Below are 17,993 nucleotides of genomic sequence, written 5' to 3'. Positions count from 1 at the left end.
AGGGGAAGACGATCCTCGTCGACGTTGGAGGTCTGCAGTGAACGCACGCGGCGTGGTCTTCGTCCACTCGTCGCCGACTGCGGTGTGTCCGCACGTCGAGTGGGCGATCTCAGGCGTGCTCGGGACCAAAGTGTCTCTGCAGTGGACTCCCCAACCGGCAGTGCACGGGCAGATGCGGGCCGAGTGCAGCTGGTCCGGTCCGGCCGGCTGCGGGGGCGCCATCGCGGGCGCCCTCCGGGCCTGGCCGATGCTCCGGTTCGAGGTGACGGAGGAACCGAGCCCGGGGGTGGACGGCGAGCGGTTCTGCCATGTCCCCACTCTGGGCCTGTGGTCCGGACGCACCAGTGCCAACGGCGACATCGTGGTGGCGGAGGACCGCCTGCGGGCCCTTCTCGCCGAGGTGCCGGCCAGCCAGCTGCCCGGCCGGATGCACGATCTGCTCGGTTCGGCGTGGGACGACGCCCTGGAGCCGTTCCGATGGGCCGGGGACGGTGCCCCCGCCACGTGGCTGCACCAGGTGGGGTAGCCGGCGAGGGAGAGCGTTGCCGCGGCCGCCGGGCCGCGGCAACGCTTCCGCTCAGGCGCCGGTGATGACGACGGCGGCGTTGTGGCCGCCGAACCCGAACGAGTCGCAGACCGCGGCGTCGAGGTCGACCTTGCGCGGCTCGCCCGCGACCACGTCGAGCTCGACACCCGGGTCGAGGTTCTCGAGGTTCAGCGTCGCCGGGATGACGCCCTCCTTGATCGAGAGCAGCGTGATGATGCTCTCGACCGCACCTGCGGCGCCGACCATGTGACCCAGCGCGGACTTCGGCGCGGTGAGCACCGGGTGGTCGCCCAGTGCCTTGCGCACCGCCCGCGTCTCGCCCACGTCGCCCGCCACCGTGGAGGTGGCGTGGCAGTTGACGTGCCCGATGTCGGACGGCTCCAGGCCGGCGTCGCGGACCGCCTTCGCGATGGCCCGGGACTGCCCGATGCCCTCCGGCTCGGGGCCCGTGATGTGGTAGGCGTCCGAGGTGAGGCCGGCACCGGCGAGCCTGCCGAGCACCGTGGCCCCGCGGGCCGCCGCGAACTCGGCCCGCTCCAGCACCATGATCCCGGCACCCTCACCGAGCACGAACCCGTCGCGGTCGACGTCGAACGGGCGGGAGGCCCGCTCGGGCTCGTCGTTGCGCTGCGACAGCGTGCGTGCCTGCACGAAGCCGGCCACCGTGATGCCGGTGATGCAGGCCTCCGCGCCACCGGCGATGACGACGTCGACCTCGCCTCCGCGCAGCAGGCGCAGCGCCCACGCGAGGGCCTCCGCACCCGAGGCGCACGCCGACACCGGCGCGTGCACGCCGCCCTGCGCGCCGTACTCGATGCCGACCCAGGCGGCGGGGCCGTTGGGCATGAGCATCGGCACGGTGAGCGGCGAGACCTTGCGCAGGCCGCCGGTCTCGAGCAGGTCGTCCTGGTCGAGCAGGGTGACGGCGCCGCCGATGCCGGTGGCCACCACCACGGCGAGCCGTTCGGGCTCCACCTGCATGTCGTCCCGGGGGCCCAGGCCCGCCTGGGCCCAGGCCTCCTTGGCCGCCACCAGCGCCACCTGCTCGCACCGGTCGAGCCTGCGCGCCTGGACGCGGGGGAGCACCTCGGTGGGTGCAACGGCCAGCGGCGCAGCGATCTTCACGGGCAGCTGGTGGCGCTCCACCCACTCGTGCTCGGCGTCGTCGATGCGCCGCACGCCGGACCTGCCGGCGAGCAGCGCCTCCCAGGTCGAGGCGACGTCCCCGCCCAGCGGCGTGGTCGCGCCGAGCCCGGTGACGACGACGTCGTGAGCGGTGCTCATAGGTCCTCCGGAGGAACGATCGTGATGGGGCCCGTCACTGGTTCTTCGCGATGTAGTCCACCGCGTCACCGACCGTCTTCAGCTCGGCGAGCTGGTCGTCCGGGATCTTGACGCCGAACTTGTCCTCTGCCTGGACCGCGATCTCGACCATCGACAGGGAGTCGATGTCGAGGTCGTCGACGAAGGACTTGTCGACGGTGACCTCGGCGGGGTCGATGCCGGCGACCTCCTCGACGATCTCGGCGAAGCCGCTGAGGATCTCGGTGTTGTCAGCCACGGTGGTTCTCCTTCTGGTGGGACGGGAGTCGTCGGATCGGACGGTCAGGGACAGACGACGACCTGGCCGGCATAGGACAGGCCCGCGCCGAAGCCTACGAGGAGCACGGTGTCGCCGGAGCGCACCCGTCCGTCGGCGCGCATGTGGTCGAGTGCGAGGGGGATCGAGGCGGACGAGGTGTTGCCGGAGTGGCGGATGTCGTCGGCCACCACCATGTCGTCGCGCGCGCCCTTGGCGCGCAGCCGCTTGGCCACTGCGTCGACGATGCGCAGGTTGGCCTGGTGCGGCACGAACACGTCGATGTCGGCGGGGGTGAGCCCGGCCAGCTCGATGGCCTGCAGCGCAACGGGGGCGATCTTCGTGGTGGCCCACCGGAAGACCGCCTGGCCCTCCTGGGCGAGCGCGTTGTTCTCCGGCTTGATGTGGATGGTCTGGGACATGTCGCCCGCGCTGCCCCAGGCCAGCGGGCCGACGCCGACGGAGGCCTCGTCGGGGGCCGCTCCGACGACCGCGGCGCCCGCTCCGTCGGCGAAGATGATGGCAGTGGAGCGGTCGGTCCAGTCCAGCCAGTCGGACAGCTTCTCCGCCCCGATCACGAGCACGTTGCGCGAGCTGCCCGCCCGCACGAGGTCGGCGGCGGCACCCAGGCCGAAACAGAATCCGGCGCAGGCGGCGTTGAGGTCGAAGGCCCCCGGCGCCGGGATGCCGATGCGGTCGGCGGTCTGCGCGGCCGCGTTCGGGATCGGGGTGGGCATCGTGCACGTGGCGACGATGACCGTGTCGATCTCGTTCGGCTCCAGCCCGGCATCCTTGACGGCCAGGGCTCCGGCCTCGGTGGCCATGTCGACCAGCAGCGTGCCCTCCTCCGCGATGCGGCGGCTCTCGATGCCCACGCGCTCGCGGATCCACTGGTCGTTGGTGTCGATCCGCTGGGCCAGGTCGTCGTTGGTGACGACGTTGTCGGGCTGGGCGCTGCCCAGTCCGAGGATCCGGGCGCCCGGGGCGGTGGGTGCGAGTCGGAGCTGTGTCATTTTTCTGCCCCCGCATGCTCGGTGATCAGGTCGACGGCCGCCTGGAGGTCGTCCGGTGTCTTCAGTGCCACGGTCGCAGTGCCGCGCAGGTCGCGCTTGACCAGCCCCACGAGCGCGCCCGCCGGCGGCAGCTCGATCACGGCGGTGACGCCCAGCTCGCGCAGGGTGAGCATGCAGGAGTCCCACCGGACGGGCCGCGTCACTTGGGCCACGAGGCGGCGCAACGCCTCCGTGCCGTCGGTGACGACCGCGCCGTCGGCGTTGGACAGCAGCGGCCGGGTGGGGTCGGTGGGGGAGATCCCGGCGGCGTGGGTGCGCATGGCCTCCTCGGCCGGACCCATGAACCGGGTGTGGAAGGCCCCGGCCACCGGCAGCGGCTTCACCCGGGCCCGCTCCGGCGGGTCCTGCGCGAGCGCCGCAAGCGCGTCGACGGGACCGGCCGCGACGACCTGTCCGGCGCCGTTGCGGTTGGCGGGGTCGAGCCCCAGCTCGTGGAGCCTGGCGAGCACCTCGTCGGGATTCCCGCCCAGCACCGCACTCATGCCCGTGGGTTCGAGCGCACAGGCCGCGGCCATCTCCCGCCCGCGCACGGCGGCGAGCGCGACGGCGGCGTCCGGGGTGAGCACCCCGGCGACGGCGGCTGCGGCGAGCTCGCCGACGGAGTGTCCGGCGGAGGGGGCGGCCGCGGGAAGCTCGATGTGCGCGGTCAACCGCGCGGCGGCGAGCAGCGCGGCGGCGACGACCAGCGGCTGGGTGACGGCGGTGTCCTTGATCTCCTCGGCGTCGGCCTCCGTGCCGAGGTGGACCAGGTCGAGCCCGGTGGCGGCCGACCATCTGGCGAGTGTCTCCTCCGCCACCGGATCATCGAGCCAGGGAGCGAGCATGCCAGGGGTCTGGGACCCCTGACCGGGTGCGAGCAAGGCGATCACAAGGACCAGAGAACACCGGAGGGACGCTGCGGGGGGATACCGGCACGCACCAATCCCATGCTCCGGAATTGGAGGTTTCCTCCAAAGCGGCGCTGTTCGTCCGTGGAGTAGGCCACGTGATGCGGGCCGGTCGTTGTAGGCCTTCCGCAGCTCACGCCGGTGGTTCCGCGCTCTGCGAGGGGTCCAGCCGGGCCGCGATGACCGCGGTGCGCAGCACCAGCGCGTCCCGAGGGTCGAACGGGCTGCGGCCGGTGATGTCGCAGACCCGCCGCAGCCGGTAGCGCACGGTGTTCGGATGCACGAACAGGGCCCGTGCGCAGGCCTCGAGGGCCCCGCCGCCTTCCAGGTAGGCGGCCAGCGTGTGCAGCAGCTCGCCCCCCGCCGTCTCGAGCGGGGCGACGATCGAGTCCACCAGCATCCGATGAGCGGCGGTGTCGCCGGCCAGCGCCCGCTCGGGCAACAGGTCGTCGGCGGCGACCGGGCGCGGCGCGTCGGGCCATCCCGGCGCGGCACGCAACGCGGAGAGCGCGTCCCGCGCGCTGCAGTGGGCGGCGGCGAGCTCGGTGGCCACCGGACCGACCACCACCGGGCCGGGACCGAACCCGTCGAGGAGCCGGTCGATGTCGGCGCCCACCCCGCTGCCGAGCCGCTCGGGGCCGGGTGGCTCGGAGACCAGCAGGATCAACCGGCTGCCCTGCACCCCGACCAGCACCGACCGGCCCACCCTGGCGGCCTGCCTGCGTAGCTCTCCCAGCCGTTCGGCCGCCGTGTCGGGTGCCGGGCTCCCGGCCACCACCCGTACCGCCGCGTCCGGGTCCCAGCCCAGCGTGGACGCGCGGGACACGAGTGCGTCGTCGGACCCGTCGTCGACGTTCGGGCCGCGCACCACGGCATCGACGACGAGGGCCTCGAGCCGGGCGTCCCACGCGCCGCGGGTCTCGGCGGCGCCCGCGTACACCGTGGCCGCGGCGAAGGCGATCTCGCGGCCGAAGCGCAGGATCCCCTCGACCAGCGCGTGGCGCTCGGCCTCGTCCGCGGCGAGCGGCGGGAGGTGGCGCTCGAAGACGTCCGTCGCGATCCGGACCAGGTCGACGGTCTGGCGCAGGCTGAGCCGCCGGGCGAGGTCCCGGGGAGCGATGCGGAAGGCCTCCGCGGTGAGCCGGATCGACTCGCCACGCTCGCCGAGCCAGGCGACGAAGTTGGCGACGCCGGTCTGGGTGACGAGCAGTACTGCCGAGCGCTGCTCCGCCGGCAGCCGGGCGAACCACGGCTGGTGCTCCTCCATCGACTGCAGACAGGCGATGGCGAGGTCCCCCGCCGCGAGCTCGAGCTTGCGGAGCGTGGCAGGGGAGACGGCGGCAGGACCGTCCCGAACCGCCGCCGTGCTCGCTCCATCGCACGTCACGGGGGGCAGCATCGCACGGGGGCAGGAACACCGCGGGCCCGCCGGACGTTCCGCAGGGGTCCCGACAGGAGGCTCGGATGGGCACCACCCCGGCTCCGGCCGTCGAGGTCCGGCGCGCTACCGACCGGATGCGCACGCGCACCGGTTGGCTCGACTCGCGCCACAGCTTCTCGTTCGGCGCCCACTACGACCCCGCCAACACGCACTTCGGGCTCCTCATGGCGAGCAACGAGGACGTGCTGGCGCCCGGCCGCGGGTTCGACCCCCATCCGCACCGCGACATGGAGATCGTCACCTGGGTGCTCGAGGGCACGCTCGTGCACGAGGACGACGCGGGCCACTCCGGTGTGATCCGGCCGGGCACGGCGCAGCGGATGAGCGCGGGCTCGGGGATCGTCCACTCGGAACGGGCCGGCGGCGTGGCGGCCGGGACGCCCGACGAGAGCCCGGGCGTGCATCTCGTGCAGATGTGGGTGCTGCCCGACTCGCCGGGCGGGACCCCCGGATACGAGCAGGTCGACATCGGTGCGGCCCTGGGCTCCGGCGAGCTGCTCGTGGTCGCCTCGGGCAGGCGGGAGCACGCGGCGGACCGCGCCGTCTCGCTGCGGCAGGAGAACGCGGCCCTGCTCGCCGCGCGGCTGCGGCCGGGCGCCACGGCCGAGTTGCCTGCCGCGCCACAGGTGCACCTGTTCGTGGCTCGCGGCGGCGTTGAGCTGGAAGGGTCGGGGCCGCTCACCCGCGGGGACGCAGCGCGGATCACCGCGAGTGAGGGGCAGCGGACGGTGGCAGGTCCGGACGGGGCGGAGCTGCTCCTCTGGGAGATGCACGCGGAGCTGCGATGACGTCACGCAGCGAGACGTGAGTGTGGGCACGGTTGCGAGGCATCCGTTCAGCTACGGGCATTTGCCGTCGACACACCGCATCACGCGCATGAAGCTGGAGCTCAGGGTCTCGCACCGAGGACGAGACGATCGGCGGAGGAAGGTATGACGGCATGACCGCCGGCAACGGCAGCCCGCGCCAGCGTTATCGGGACCAGGTGCGCGCCGAGATCAAGCAGGCCGCGCTGGCCCAGATGTGCGACGGCGGCCCCGCAGCACTGAGTCTGAACGCCGTGGCGAAGGAGCTGGGCGTCACGGGTCCAGCGCTCTACAAGTACTTCCGCAGCCGCGACGACCTGCTGACGGAGCTCGTCTTCGACTGTTACGCCGAGGCCGCGGCCGCTGTGCACGTCGAGTCCGAGCGCATCGGGGAGCTGTCGCCGCGGGAGCGCCTGCAGCACCTCGCACACGCCTACCGGCGGTGGGCCGTCGCCGCCCCCCACCTGTACCGGTTGCTCACGTCCATGCCCTCGCCGACGCCCGACTCGCCGCCCGAGACGGTCGACCGGGCCAAAGCGGTGCTCGGCCCGTTCCTGCCCGTGCTGGGCAGCGGCCACATCTGGCCCGCCGCCACCGAGCTCAGGGAGCAGGTGCAGGAGTGGATCAAGCGGAACGACAGGCTGGCCGACTGGGTGGGCACCTACGCGCCTGACGCCGACCCCGCCACCGCGCTCACCGGCGCACTGCTCGTCTGGGTGCGCATGCACGGGGTGGTGAACCTGGAGGTCCAGGGCAAGTTCACCGGCATGGGACATCAACCGTCCACCCTGCTGACGGTGGAGATGGAGTCCCTCGCCGACCTCATGGCGATACCCGCGACCTGACGCTACGCAGGCGACCGTCCCGCGAGTGGGTGAAAGACCCACCCGCTCGTCGGCCTCAGCGAGCGCATCGCTACCGTCTGACACGTTCGACGGACCGGGGTGCCGATCGCGACCCTCGACCGGAGGCCACGGGCAGTTGCAAGCCCACGGAGGGCGCACGGAGCGCCGATGAAGGGTGGGCCGGATGCCGTGGACCCGGTCAGGGGCGACGCGAATCGCCGGTGGCCGTACGCGACCGACGGACGTCGGTAGGCGCCTCCGGCCCGGTGATGTCGCGATGGGCGCGGGGGCGATCAGGGCGTGGCGCAGCAGCGCCTGCGATTACCGGGTGATCCCGGCAGCCCGGCTCAGCCGAGCGGGGTGACCTTGGTTGCCTGCGGACCCTTCTGGCCCTGCTCGATGTCGAACGACACGCGCTGGCCCTCGTCGAGGCTCTTGTAACCGTTGGTCTGGATCGCCGAGTAGTGCACGAACACGTCCGCGCCACCACCGTCAGGAGCGAGGAACCCGTAGCCCTTCTCGCTGTTGAACCACTTGACGGTGCCCTCTGCCATTCTTGCTCTCCTCGTACCTGGTGCCGGGGCACTCGCCCCCAGCATCGCGCCGCCTGGCCGCTACGGTCCGCGCCCCGGTCGGGACCCCGATCCCGATCACACGGGCTCGGCGTCGGGCGGAGCGTATCGTGTTCCGGCCCCGCTGCCGAGAGCCAATAACCTGTGTGTTTTCCACGGCGTCGCAGGTCGGGCGCTTACAGGAGCCATGTCAGCACAGGCTGACACGTTGGGGCGACCGAAGTGGACCTGTCCGTGGCGACAGCGCCACGCACTGTTCATCGATCATCCCGGCACGTATCCCGCCCCGGGGCCGCTTCCGGCCCCGGGGCGGGACGACGTCAGGCCACGCCGCTGTCGGTGGTCTGCGGTCCGGCGGCCTGCGGGTCGTCGAGCCGGTACTTCGCCGCGGCCTCGACCATCTGGCCGCGGTCGAACTCGCCACGCTCCACGAGCGCCTCCAGTGCCGCCACCGTGATCGACTCGGCGTCGACGTTGAAGTGCCGCCGGACGGCCGGACGCGTGTCCGACAGCCCGAACCCGTCGGTGCCCAGCGTGGTGAACGGCGCGGGCACCCACTGGCGGATCAGGTCCGGTACGGCCCGCATCCAGTCCGACACCGCCACGACGGGCGCGCCCCCGTCACCGAGCGCGCGCGTCACGTACGGCACGAGCGCCTCCTCGTCGGGGTGCACGAGGTTGTGCTGCTCGGCCTCGACCCCGTCGCGGCGCAGCTCGCCCCACGACGTGACCGACCACACCTCGGCACCGACACCCCACTGCTCGGCCAGCATGTCGCGGGCCTGCAGCGCCCACGGCACCGACACTCCCGACGCGAGCAGCCGCACCTGCGGCCCGTCGGGCCGCGCGCTGCCCGCGTAGCGGTAGATGCCGCGCAGCAGGCCGTCGACGTCGAGGTCCTCCGGCTCCGCCGGCTGGACGTAGGGCTCGTTGTAGACCGTCAGGTAGTAGATGACGTTCTCGCCGCCGAGCACCTCCGCGTCGGCCTCGGAGCCCTCCCCGTACATGCGACGCAGGCCGTCCTTGACGATGTGCGCCACCTCGTAGGAGAACGCCGGGTCGTAGGCGAGGACCGCCGGGTTGGTGTTGGCGAGCAGCAGCGAGTGCCCGTCGTTGTGCTGCAGGCCCTCACCGGTCAGCGTGGTGCGCCCCGCCGTGGCTCCGACGAGGAACCCGCGGGCCATCTGGTCGGCCGCGGCCCAGATCGAGTCGCCGGTGCGCTGGAAGCCGAACATCGAGTAGAAGACGTACACCGGGATCATCGGCTGCCCGTGCGTGGCGTACGAGGTGCCGGCCGCGGTGAACGAGCCAACCGAGCCCGCCTCGTTGATCCCCTCGTGCAGCAGCTGGCCCTGCTCGGACTCGCGGTAAGCGAGCATGAGCGAGGCGTCGACCGAGGTGTACTGCTGCCCGTTCGGGTTGTAGATCTTCTGCGTCGGGAACATGGAGTCCATCCCGAACGTGCGTGCCTCGTCCGGGATGACCGGGACGAACCGCGCGCCCATCTCCTTGTCCTTGATCAGCTCCCGCAGCAGCCGGACGAAGGCCATGGTGGTGGCGACCTCCTGCTTGCCCGAGCCCCGGCGGACCACCTCGTAGACCTTGTCGCCGGGCAGCACGAGCGGCTTGGACCTGACCCGGCGCGACGGCACGTCGCCGCCGAGGACGCGGCGGCGCTCCCGCAGGTACTGGATGGCCGGGTCGTCGTCGCCGGGGTGGTAGTACGGCGGCAGGTACGGGTCGGCCTCCAGCTCCTTGTCGGAGATCGGGATGCGCTGGGAGTCGCGGAAGTTCTTCAGGTCGTCGAGCGAGAGCTTCTTCATCTGGTGGGTGGCGTTGCGGCCCGCGAAGTGCGAGCCCAGGCCGTAACCCTTGATCGTCTTCGCCAGGATTACCGTGGGCTGGCCGTTGTGCTCCAGCGCCGCCGCGTAGGCCGCGTAGACCTTGCGGTAGTCGTGGCCGCCGCGCTTGAGGTTCCAGATCTCGGCGTCCGTCATGGGTTCGACCAGCGCCTTCGTGCGCGGGTCGCGCCCGAAGAAGTGGTCGCGGACGTACCCGCCGTCGTTGGCCTTGTAGGTCTGGTAGTCCCCGTCCGGGGTGTCGTTCATCAGGTTGATCAGCGCGCCGTCACGGTCGCCGTGCAGCAGGGCGTCCCACTCCCGGCCCCAGATCACCTTGATGACGTTCCAGCCGGCGCCCCGGAAGAACGACTCCAGCTCCTGGATGATCTTCCCGTTGCCGCGGACCGGTCCGTCGAGGCGCTGCAGGTTCGCGTTGACCACGAACGTGAGGTTGTCCAGGCCCTCGGTGGCCGCGATCTGGATGAGACCGCGCGACTCCGGCTCGTCCATCTCGCCGTCGCCGAGGAACGCCCAGACGTGCTGGTCGGACGTGTCGGTGAAGCCGCGGGCGCCCAGGTACCGGTTGAACCGCGCCTGCATGATCGCGTTCATCGGGCCGAGCCCCATCGAGACGGTGGGGAACTCCCAGAAGTCCGGCATCAGGCGGGGGTGCGGGTAGGACGGCAGCCCGTGGCCCGGACCGCCGTGCGAGAGCTCCTGGCGGAACCCGTCGAGCCGGTCCTCCGAGAGCCGCCCCTCGAGGAAGGCGCGTGCGTAGACGCCGGGGGAGGCGTGGCCCTGGATGTAGACCTGGTCACCCCCGCCCGGGTGGTCTTTGCCACGGAAGAAGTGGTTGAAGCCCACCTCGTAGAGCGTGGCCGAGGACGCGTAGGACGAGATGTGGCCGCCGACGGAGATGCCCGGCCGCTGCGCGCGGTGCACGGTCATCGCGGCGTTCCAGCGGATCCAGCGCCGGTAGGTGCGCTCGACCTCCTCGTCGCCCGGGAACCACGGCTCGCGGTCGGTCGGGATCGTGTTGACGTAGTCCGTGCTGGTCAGTGACGGGACGCCGACGTGGCGCTCCCGTGCCCGCTGCAGCATGCGCAGCATGAGGTAGCGGGCCCGCTGCTGGCCTGCGGCATCGAGCACGGCGTCGAAGGAGTCCAGCCACTCGGCTGTCTCCTCGGGGTCGATGTCCGGCAGGTGCGCAGCGAGCCCGTCGCGGATGACGTGGACGCGCCGCGGCTGCGTCGGTTCCTTCTGGGTGCTGCTGCTGTCGGTGGTCTGCCGGGTCAAGGGGTTCTCCCTGGTGGCTCGTGCTGAGTAGAAGTCGGAGGTATCCCCTATCGTGCCCCTCGGCATGCGATCTCGTAACGAGTGGTTGCGCGTCGGTGAGTCATCGTGTTCGGATTCCGCAACCTGATGAGCAGGACCAGGGCTCTACGCCCGGGTGAGGCACGAGGAAAAGAGGTACACGCGTGGTCGCCGCGGATGATGCCGGACGTGCGTCCGACATCGCGGGCAAGCTCGGCGTCGAGCCGGGCATGGTCGTCCAGGAACTCGGTTGGGACGAAGACGTCGACGAGGCGGTGCGAGACGCCGCCGAGGAGAGAGCCGGGGACGAACTGCTCGACGAGGATGCCGACGAGGTGGTTGACCTCGTCCTCATGTGGTGGCGCGAAGGTGACGGCGATCTCGTCGACGCCTTGGTGGACGCCATCGGCCCGCTGGCCGACAACGGCGTGATCTGGGTACTCACCCCGAAGACGGGGCGCCCGGGGCACGTCGAGCCCAGCGAGATCGCCGAGGCCGCCCCCACAGCCGGGCTGTCCCAGACGTCGAACGTCACGGTCAGCGAGGGCTGGGCAGGCTCGCGCCTGGTGGCACCGAAGGCGGCGAAGTCACGGCGGTGAACAGGGCGCGGCGGCTGCCTGGCGCCGGTCACCACCGGTTGCGCAGGCGGCTGCGCCACGGCCGCCCGTCCGGGTCGTAGACGAGCCGGTACACGGGCACGGCCCACAGCTTCGTGCGTAGTGGCAGACGTTCGGGCTCGTGACGGCGTAGGCGTCCCGGTGGTCGCGGTCCCACGCGGCCGCCCCGGTGCCAGGCGTCCAGGGCGTCGGCAGCGGCGTCCACGGCCCGCACGGCGCTGTCCGGGTCCACGAGGTCGTCGTCGTCGCCCGGGGGGCGGTCGAGGTGCTCGCGCATCAGCTCGAGCCGCAGCTCGCGGGCGAACGCCCGGGCCTCGTCGCCGCGGCCGCCGGGGTCGGTGGGCTCCCGGTCGTCGCGGGTCTCGTCGAGCACCGCGACGGACAGCTCGCTGTCGTGGCTCCACGAGCGCCGGTTGAGGTTGGCGCTGCCCGCGCACGCCCAGGTGTCGTCCATCACGGCCACCTTGGCGTGCACGTACACCGGGGTGCCCTCGTGGTTCTCGATGTCGAAGACGTGCACGCGGTCGGGTGCTGCCTTGCGGCACACCTCGATCGCCTGGAGCCTGCCGACCTGGTTGGGCGGCAGCGCGAACCGGCCGTCCACGTCGGGGTGGCGCGGCACGACCACCACGATGTGCAGCTGCGGGCTGCGGCGCAGGGCGTCGGCGAGCAACCGGGCGATGTGCGGGGACCACATGTACTGGTCCTCGAGGTACACGAGCCGCTCAGCGCGTCGCAGCGCTTTCGCGTACCCGCGGGCCACCGAGCGCTCCCCCCGGGGCGCGAACGGGTATCCAGGGCGCCGCGCGGGGTACGTCCGCAGCACCTGCACCAGCGCGTCGCCCGCCCGTTCCGGCTCGGGCGGCTGCGCCGGTAGCGGGTCGGCCACGAGATCGGCGTCCGACAGCGCGTCGCGCAGCCGGGCGGCGGGGTTGTGCGGGGCGAGCGCGTGCGGGTCCTCCCACCGTTCGCGGAACAGCCCGTCGAGCATCGCCACGGCCGGCCCGCGCACCTCGAGCTGGACGTCGTGCCACGGCGGCCGTGGCCCGTAGGTCTCGGCGATCGGGAGCGGCTGCGGGTCGCCGAGATGCTGCGCGTCGTCCCGGCGGGAGTGGCACAGGTCGATGCCACCGGCGAACGCGACGTCCCGCTGCGGGTCGTCCGGGTGGCGGATCACCACGAGCTTCTGGTGGTGGGAGCCCGCGCGGCGCACCCGCTCGTCGAGCAGCACCTCACCGCCCGCGGCGTTCACCTCGTCGCCGAGCTGGCGGTTCTCCTCCTCGCTGTAGGACAGGTCGTCGTTGTGCGAGCGCCACATGAGCCCTTTGACGATCACCCCGCGGCGGGCGGCGTCGCTGAACAGCTCGCCGACGGTGGGGCCGTCGGGGCACAGCCGCTCGTCGGCGTCGCCCCGCCAGTCGGTGAAGAAGAGGTGGTCGCCGGCCTTCAGCGCCCGGACCTCCGCCACCAGCCGCTCGAAGTACGCGGTGCCGTGCACCAGTGGCACCACGCGGTTCCCGGCGCACCACGACGGCAGCCGGTAGGCCGGGTTGCCGCGCTCGGCGTCGGTCAGGAACCAGTCCTCGACGCGCATCTCACCTCGTCCAGGTCGAATCGGGGGAAGGCCTGCTCAGCGTTCGGCGGCGCCGGACTAGGCTCGTGGCGTCGGCACCGCTCGAATCGGAGGAGACCAGCTCATGGCGCCCGAGGTCGGCACAGAGGCCCCTGACTTCACGTTGAAGGACCAGAACAACCAGGAGATCACGCTCTCGTCGTTCCGCGGGGAGCGCAACGTGCTGGTGGTCTTCTACCCGTTCGCGTTCTCCCGCACGTGCCAGGGGGAGCTCTGTTCCGTCCGCGACGACCTCCACAGCTTCCAGAACGAGGACGTGCAGATCCTCGCGATCTCCGTCGACCACACGTACACGCTCAAGGCATGGTCGGACGCACAAGGTTACGACTTCCCCCTCCTGGCCGACTTCTGGCCGCACGGCGAGGTCGCCCGGGCCTACGGGGTGTTCAACGAGACCCGCGGGATGGCCCTGCGCGGCACGTTCCTCGTGGACAAGTCGGGCATCGTGCGCTTCACCGAGGTGAACCAGCCGGGTGAGCCCCGCGAGCAGGAGGGCTGGAAGAAGGCACTGGCCGCAGTGGCCGCCTGACCCCTCCCGGGCCCGGATCCTCCAGCAGGACCGGGCTCCGGGCGCGTAGCTCAGCGGAAGAGCACTCGGCTTACACCCGAGCGGTCGCAGGTTCGAACCCTGCCGCGCCCACCAGCCTGACCAGGACATTTGCAAGCGTTGACCTGCGGGATCGCTCGCGTGACACATCTCGTGACACGAACCGTCCTTACGTTCGCTCGATGACCACCAAGAGACCCGGCCGCCGGCGCGCCCGCGGCACCGTCGACGAGCTCCCGAGTGGCGCCCTCCGCGTCCACGCCGGCCAGGACCCGCTCACCGGCCGGCGCCACACCCTCGTGGAGGTGATCCCGCCCGGACCGAAGGGAGCGAAGCTCTCCGAGGAAGCACGGACGCGGATGCTCAACGAGGTCGGCGAGCGGCGCAACCCGCGCACGAACGCGACCGAGCACCACAACTATCGAAGGACCGAACACACCGAGGCATCACGATCGGGTGGTCGTCGATGCGCGCCCTGGCGGGCGCGCTGGACGGGACGGCCTACCGGCCGACCGTGCCGTCGATCTGCTCGCGCAGGATGTCCGCATGGCCCGCATGACGGGCGGTCTCGGTGATCATGTGCTGGACGATCCAGCGGGCGGTGCAGCGGGGGCGCGCGTTGTCCGGCGTCTCGATGACCTGATCGAGGTCGGCCGCCCACGCGGCAATGATCGCGTCCGACTCCTGCGCCGCGCGCTGGTAGCCGGCTACCAGGTCCGACATCGCCTCGTCGGCGTCGAGCTGGGATGCGGCTTCCCACTCGTCGATGGTGGCTCCGCCGAACCAGAGCCGCTCCGACGCGGTCAGATGCTTGATCAGCCACGTGAGACTGGTGCCGGACGGGACGCCGGCGCGGTGCGCAGCGTCGTCGGGCAGGTCGAGCGCCTTCCTGATGATGGCTTCCCGCTTGTACCCGAGGAACTCGACGAGCGTCGCGGCCTCACCGCCGACCCCGAAGGCGGGCTGCGAAGCTCCGCTGAGTCCGTCCACGGTGACGAACCTACGGCCGACCCGGCGCAGGCCCTCATCGGGCCTGCCGTGCTGAGCATCGCCACGGGGCACTCCATCCGCTACTTCACCGACGCCGTCGCGAAGGGCCGCGAGAGCTACGACACGGGCGCCGTGGCCGCCGGCGAACCGCCGGGCCACGGCGAGTAGAGGGCCAACGGATCAAATCCGCAAAGTGTCGGCGCGTGTCGTGGGACCACGAGCCGTGCGCGATCTGCACCACGGTCGTACCTGTCCCAGTCCGCACCGTGCGTAAGTCAGCGCGACGAGGGAAGTCCGAGGATCCGTCTCCTTCTGCCGAGCCCAACGACGAGTAGCCGGCCTAACGTCGTCCCCTCGGTGTATCCGCGAGGAGCCACTGACGCCGGTTTGGGGCAAGGCGCGGCCACGAGCTTCGTTGTGAAGCCAAGATGAATAGGTCGGCTCCAGTCCGGATCAGTCGGAAGTGCGTTGCCCTCGTGGAGCCAAACGTGGTGCGACCTGCAGTCAAATGTGGTGGCACAGCAACCTTCATGAGGCAATGTCGGGCAGTGTCGTCACAGGTAGAGGCCCTGGGTGCCACTGCCCGCCCCTCTTACACCCGAGCGGTCGCAGGTTCGAACCCTGCCGCGCCCACCTACTCACCTGCGGAGACCTCGCAGTGGTCTCTGTAAGTGTTCATTCCGTTCGACTCCACGTACCTCTGTCTCGCGCCACGCGAAGATCAACGACACCCTCGCTGCAGATCGGGGGCTGGCGGGGTCGGAGTACGTGGGTGGGCGCCGACAATCTTGCGAAGACTTCTGAAAAAGTTCAGAATTAGTGGTGTGACGACCGAGGTGCAGTGGAGCGAGTTGCAGCGCGATCCCAAGGGTGTCGCGGCACTGGCCGATCAGGGCGATGTTCGCGTGCGTCGCCGGGACGGCGTTCCGCTGCTGCTGGTACGTGAGGACTCCGCTACCTCGGCAGCTGAGGGCGCCGTGTACGCGGCGCGGGCGCTGCGCAACGCGCTCGCCCACCTGCCTGGTGAAGCGGCGGCGGAGGTCCTCGTCGAGGAGTTCCCGTGGGCTGACCTGCTGCCCGCTGCGGAGCGGCTCCAGTTCGTCTCGGACTTCGTGCGGGCGGTGGGTGCGTCGGCGGAGTTGGGTCGGTGGTCGGTGTTGGCGCAGGTCCTGGTGGAGTGGAAGGCGACCGCGGCCGTGCACACCGATCCCGCGCTCGTGGCCGAGTTGTCGCGACCGCTGGAAGATGATCTCGGTCCGGTGCCTGCGCCGACCGGGTCCTGAGCGATCCCTGCGAAGCGTGGGGATCGGGCCGCGCCGCCTGCTCGGCCGGACGGGTGGGAGGCGCGGTTCGCCACCTCGGAGGCGGCGAAGGGCTGGGAGGAGCTGTGCCGGGCGGCGCAGGCGAACACCTGGAAGGCCACCGAGTAGGAGATCGAGTGGGTGAACTCAACGACGGTGCGTACCGCGCCGGGCGGGAGCGCGCCGGGCAGTGCTCTTCTTCGTGGGGGCGGGTCTGCCCGGTGCTGGGGTTGCGTCCCGGCGGGGGGTGCGTGAGCTGTTGACCGTGCGCCCGCGGACGATCCCGATGAACTCTTCCATCAGGTCGGTGTTCTCCGCGTCCGGCCAGGCGAGACCGACGCCCGACCCCGGTGCGTCGGTCAGCGGTCGGTAGACGAGGTCCCGGCGGTGGTGGAGGCGGGCCAGCGACTGGGGGACGACCAGGAGGCCGACGCCCGCGGCAACGAGCTCGATCGCCGCGGCCGTCGTCGCGGGGGTGATCGCCGCGGACCGCCCCGGCAGGTCACCGGGCCAGGCGAGTGTGTCGTCCTGCGGGCGGAGGACGATCTCGTCGGCCAGGTCCGCGACCGTGGCCTCCTCGGTCGCGGCGACCACGTGTTCCTTCGGGACGACGGCCACGGTGGTCTCGGTGTAGAGCGGGATCGTGTGGAGCCCGGTCCGGTCGATCGGCAGCCGGAGCACGGCAGCGTCCACGGCACCGGTCCGGATCAGCTCCAGCGCCTCGTCCGTGGTCGCCGTGACGAGCTCCAGGCTGACGTGGGGACGGCGCTCGGCCCACATCCGCGCCCACTTGCCCGGCGTGACGCCGGGAACGTAGCCGAGCCTGAACGCTGCGGTGTCGCCCGGCTCGGTCACCGGCCCAGGCTATCGGCTGGTCCGGCCCCGATATCCTGGGTGTATGACGCGGCAGAGGTCGACCCAGACGATGAAGCCCGCGACGGCGGCGAAGAAGCTGGGCGTGCACCCCGACGCGACGCCCGACGAGTTCCGGGCCGGGGTGGTCTCGCGCGACGAGCTCGACGCCCTGCAGGCCGATCCGCCCGAGTGGTTGCGCGAGCTGCGACGCAACGGCCCGCATCCCCGCCAGGTCGTCGCGGACCGATTGGGGGTGTCGATCTCCGGGCTGGCCCGTGCCGAGATCACCGAGCCGCTGACCACCGCCCAGATCGCGGCGTTGAAGGAGGAGCAGCCGGAGTGGCTGCGCCGCGAGCGCAACATCCGGGCCGAGGCGCAGCGCGCGGAGGCCCGCCTGCGGGCCGAGCGGTCCGGGAAGCGTCCCGACGCTCCGGTCCGGGGATGAGCGGGGCCCTGACGGCGTCGGTCACCCGCAAGGCAGAGAGACCACGAAGCATCTGCGGTGGCACGTAGCGCCCGTCACGCCTCGGGCAGCAGACCAACCAAGCGGTCACCGACGAGAACAGCGTCGTGTTCTGGACCGCGCAGCACGACCAAACTCCTCCCGCAAACGTGACCTTCGCCCTCGGCCACGGGACCTCACATGAAAAGCGTCGAGTTCAGCACCACGACCACCCTGCCCGCCTCTCCCGTGGAGGTCTTCGAGCACCTGGCCGACCCCGACAACCATGTCGGCCTGTCGCCGCTGATAGTCGGGGTCCGCAACATCCGCCGCGAGCCGGACGTGGTGCGCTACACCGCGGTCGAGCGCTTCAGCTGGGGACCGCTTCATTACGACAACATCATCGAAGTCGCCCTACGCCTGGGTGAGGGCACCGTGACCGGTGACGTAGTCAGCCCTGGCGGGGTCCGCTTGGACTACGGCTACCGCATCGAACCGGCCACCGACGGGACCCGGGTGACCGACCACGTCCGGTTGTCGGCACCGTTCGGCCTGCTGCGGTTCTCGGCCGGCCAGGCACGGAAGGTCCAGGCCGCGCGGAGCGATGAACTCGTACGGCGGTTCGAGGCAAAGCGATCCCAGCAGGCCTGACAGGGCGACGTCCGCGGTGGAAGCGGGGAGCCGGGTTCGTCCACGTGGTTCC

General features: G+C 71.5%; 18 protein-coding genes and 1 tRNA gene. 9 read left to right on the top strand and 10 right to left on the bottom strand.

The features are described from left to right. Positions 1–37: 37 nt before the first annotated feature. Positions 38–526 (top strand): DUF3145 domain-containing protein, encoded by a 489-nt coding sequence (locus tag HF577_RS08155; protein ID WP_169395139.1) that lies wholly within the window; start codon positions 38–40, stop codon positions 524–526. Between the two features lie 51 nt (positions 527–577). On the opposite strand, the gene HF577_RS08150 is transcribed toward HF577_RS08155, so the two are convergent. From HF577_RS08150 to HF577_RS08130, 5 genes are all read right to left on the bottom strand, one after another. After that, on the bottom strand, positions 578–1,831 hold the full coding sequence (locus HF577_RS08150) for a beta-ketoacyl-[acyl-carrier-protein] synthase family protein (protein WP_169395138.1): 1,254 nt from the start codon (positions 1,829–1,831) through the stop codon (positions 578–580). Positions 1,832–1,865: 34 nt separating this feature from the next. After that, positions 1,866–2,108 (bottom strand): acyl carrier protein, encoded by a 243-nt coding sequence (locus tag HF577_RS08145; RefSeq protein WP_169395137.1) that lies wholly within the window; start codon positions 2,106–2,108, stop codon positions 1,866–1,868. A gap of 44 nt (positions 2,109–2,152) precedes the next feature. Then, positions 2,153–3,139, bottom strand: coding sequence for a beta-ketoacyl-ACP synthase III (locus HF577_RS08140; RefSeq protein WP_169395136.1), 987 nt, complete (start codon positions 3,137–3,139; stop codon positions 2,153–2,155). Beyond that, positions 3,136–4,068, bottom strand: coding sequence for an ACP S-malonyltransferase (locus tag HF577_RS08135; RefSeq protein WP_169395135.1), 933 nt, complete (start codon positions 4,066–4,068; stop codon positions 3,136–3,138). Before HF577_RS08135 ends, HF577_RS08140 begins: the two co-directional genes overlap by 4 nt. Positions 4,069–4,219: 151 nt before the next feature. Further along, complete coding sequence (locus tag HF577_RS08130) at positions 4,220–5,473, bottom strand: PucR family transcriptional regulator (RefSeq protein ID WP_312859007.1); 1,254 nt, start codon at positions 5,471–5,473, stop codon at positions 4,220–4,222. A gap of 77 nt (positions 5,474–5,550) precedes the next feature. On the opposite strand from HF577_RS08130, the gene HF577_RS08125 reads away from it, so the two are divergent. Both HF577_RS08125 and HF577_RS08120 read left to right on the top strand, forming a co-directional pair. Further along, on the top strand, positions 5,551–6,315 hold the full coding sequence (locus HF577_RS08125) for a pirin family protein (RefSeq protein WP_169395133.1): 765 nt from the start codon (positions 5,551–5,553) through the stop codon (positions 6,313–6,315). 152 nt (positions 6,316–6,467) lie between these two features. Continuing rightward, a complete protein-coding gene (locus HF577_RS08120; protein ID WP_169395132.1) occupies positions 6,468–7,178 on the top strand; it encodes a TetR/AcrR family transcriptional regulator in 711 nt (236 codons plus the stop codon). Between the two features lie 347 nt (positions 7,179–7,525). Here HF577_RS08120 and HF577_RS08115 read toward each other — a convergent pair whose 3' ends face one another. Beyond that, positions 7,526–7,732 carry a cold-shock protein gene (locus HF577_RS08115; protein WP_075941971.1) on the bottom strand — a complete coding sequence of 69 codons (207 nt, stop codon included), beginning with the start codon at positions 7,730–7,732 and terminating at the stop codon, positions 7,526–7,528. A 338-nt stretch (positions 7,733–8,070) separates the two neighbouring features. Then, positions 8,071–10,887, bottom strand: a complete 2,817-nt coding sequence (gene aceE / locus HF577_RS08110) for a pyruvate dehydrogenase (acetyl-transferring), homodimeric type (RefSeq protein WP_246266054.1) — start codon at positions 10,885–10,887, stop codon at positions 8,071–8,073. Positions 10,888–11,069: 182 nt separating this feature from the next. Here aceE and HF577_RS08105 point away from each other — a divergent pair, with 182 nt between their 5' ends. Continuing rightward, complete coding sequence (locus tag HF577_RS08105; RefSeq protein WP_169395130.1) at positions 11,070–11,504, top strand: DUF3052 domain-containing protein; 435 nt, start codon at positions 11,070–11,072, stop codon at positions 11,502–11,504. 28 nt (positions 11,505–11,532) lie between these two features. Here HF577_RS08105 and HF577_RS08100 read toward each other — a convergent pair whose 3' ends face one another. After that, entirely contained in the window at positions 11,533–13,116 is a 1,584-nt protein-coding gene (locus tag HF577_RS08100; RefSeq protein WP_169395129.1) for a phospholipase D family protein, read from the bottom strand. 103 nt (positions 13,117–13,219) lie between these two features. Here HF577_RS08100 and HF577_RS08095 point away from each other — a divergent pair, with 103 nt between their 5' ends. Continuing rightward, positions 13,220–13,684: a peroxiredoxin gene (locus HF577_RS08095; protein WP_169395128.1), complete on the top strand. Its 465-nt coding sequence runs from the start codon at positions 13,220–13,222 to the stop codon at positions 13,682–13,684. 39 nt (positions 13,685–13,723) lie between these two features. After that, positions 13,724–13,798 (top strand) — tRNA-Val (locus HF577_RS08090). A gap of 405 nt (positions 13,799–14,203) precedes the next feature. Here HF577_RS08090 and HF577_RS08085 read toward each other — a convergent pair. Next, entirely contained in the window at positions 14,204–14,692 is a 489-nt protein-coding gene (locus tag HF577_RS08085) for a DinB family protein (protein WP_169395127.1), read from the bottom strand. Between the two features lie 824 nt (positions 14,693–15,516). On the opposite strand from HF577_RS08085, the gene HF577_RS08080 reads away from it, so the two are divergent. After that, positions 15,517–15,975 (top strand): hypothetical protein, encoded by a 459-nt coding sequence (locus tag HF577_RS08080; RefSeq protein ID WP_169395126.1) that lies wholly within the window; start codon positions 15,517–15,519, stop codon positions 15,973–15,975. A gap of 165 nt (positions 15,976–16,140) precedes the next feature. Here HF577_RS08080 and HF577_RS08075 read toward each other — a convergent pair whose 3' ends face one another. Next, the gene (locus HF577_RS08075) at positions 16,141–16,848 is read right to left on the bottom strand and encodes a LysR family substrate-binding domain-containing protein (protein ID WP_312859006.1); all 708 of its coding nucleotides are present in this window, start codon (positions 16,846–16,848) and stop codon (positions 16,141–16,143) included. A gap of 43 nt (positions 16,849–16,891) precedes the next feature. Between HF577_RS08075 and HF577_RS08070 the strand changes: the two genes are divergently transcribed. Further along, a complete protein-coding gene (locus HF577_RS08070; protein WP_169395125.1) occupies positions 16,892–17,293 on the top strand; it encodes a DUF5997 family protein in 402 nt (133 codons plus the stop codon). A 198-nt stretch (positions 17,294–17,491) separates the two neighbouring features. Further along, on the top strand, positions 17,492–17,941 hold the full coding sequence (locus tag HF577_RS08065) for an SRPBCC family protein (protein WP_169395124.1): 450 nt from the start codon (positions 17,492–17,494) through the stop codon (positions 17,939–17,941). Positions 17,942–17,993 lie beyond the last annotated feature (52 nt).

Source organism: Pseudonocardia xinjiangensis (assembly GCF_012911925.1).
Lineage (GTDB): Bacteria > Actinomycetota > Actinomycetes > Mycobacteriales > Pseudonocardiaceae > Pseudonocardia > Pseudonocardia xinjiangensis.
Note: the sequence above shows the minus strand (reverse complement) of the source record. Positions and strands in the feature narration are given on the sequence as shown.

Coding starts and splice junctions, on each gene's coding strand:
- HF577_RS08065 (WP_169395124.1), top strand. CDS start 17,492: ATGAAAAGCGTCGAGTTCAGCACCACGACCACCCTGCCCGCCTCTCCC.
- HF577_RS08070 (WP_169395125.1), top strand. CDS start 16,892: ATGACGCGGCAGAGGTCGACCCAGACGATGAAGCCCGCGACGGCGGCG.
- HF577_RS08140 (WP_169395136.1), bottom strand. CDS start 3,139: ATGACACAGCTCCGACTCGCACCCACCGCCCCGGGCGCCCGGATCCTC.
- HF577_RS08150 (WP_169395138.1), bottom strand. CDS start 1,831: ATGAGCACCGCTCACGACGTCGTCGTCACCGGGCTCGGCGCGACCACG.
- HF577_RS08125 (WP_169395133.1), top strand. CDS start 5,551: ATGGGCACCACCCCGGCTCCGGCCGTCGAGGTCCGGCGCGCTACCGAC.
- HF577_RS08115 (WP_075941971.1), bottom strand. CDS start 7,732: ATGGCAGAGGGCACCGTCAAGTGGTTCAACAGCGAGAAGGGCTACGGG.
- HF577_RS08100 (WP_169395129.1), bottom strand. CDS start 13,116: ATGCGCGTCGAGGACTGGTTCCTGACCGACGCCGAGCGCGGCAACCCG.
- HF577_RS08120 (WP_169395132.1), top strand. CDS start 6,468: ATGACCGCCGGCAACGGCAGCCCGCGCCAGCGTTATCGGGACCAGGTG.
- HF577_RS08095 (WP_169395128.1), top strand. CDS start 13,220: ATGGCGCCCGAGGTCGGCACAGAGGCCCCTGACTTCACGTTGAAGGAC.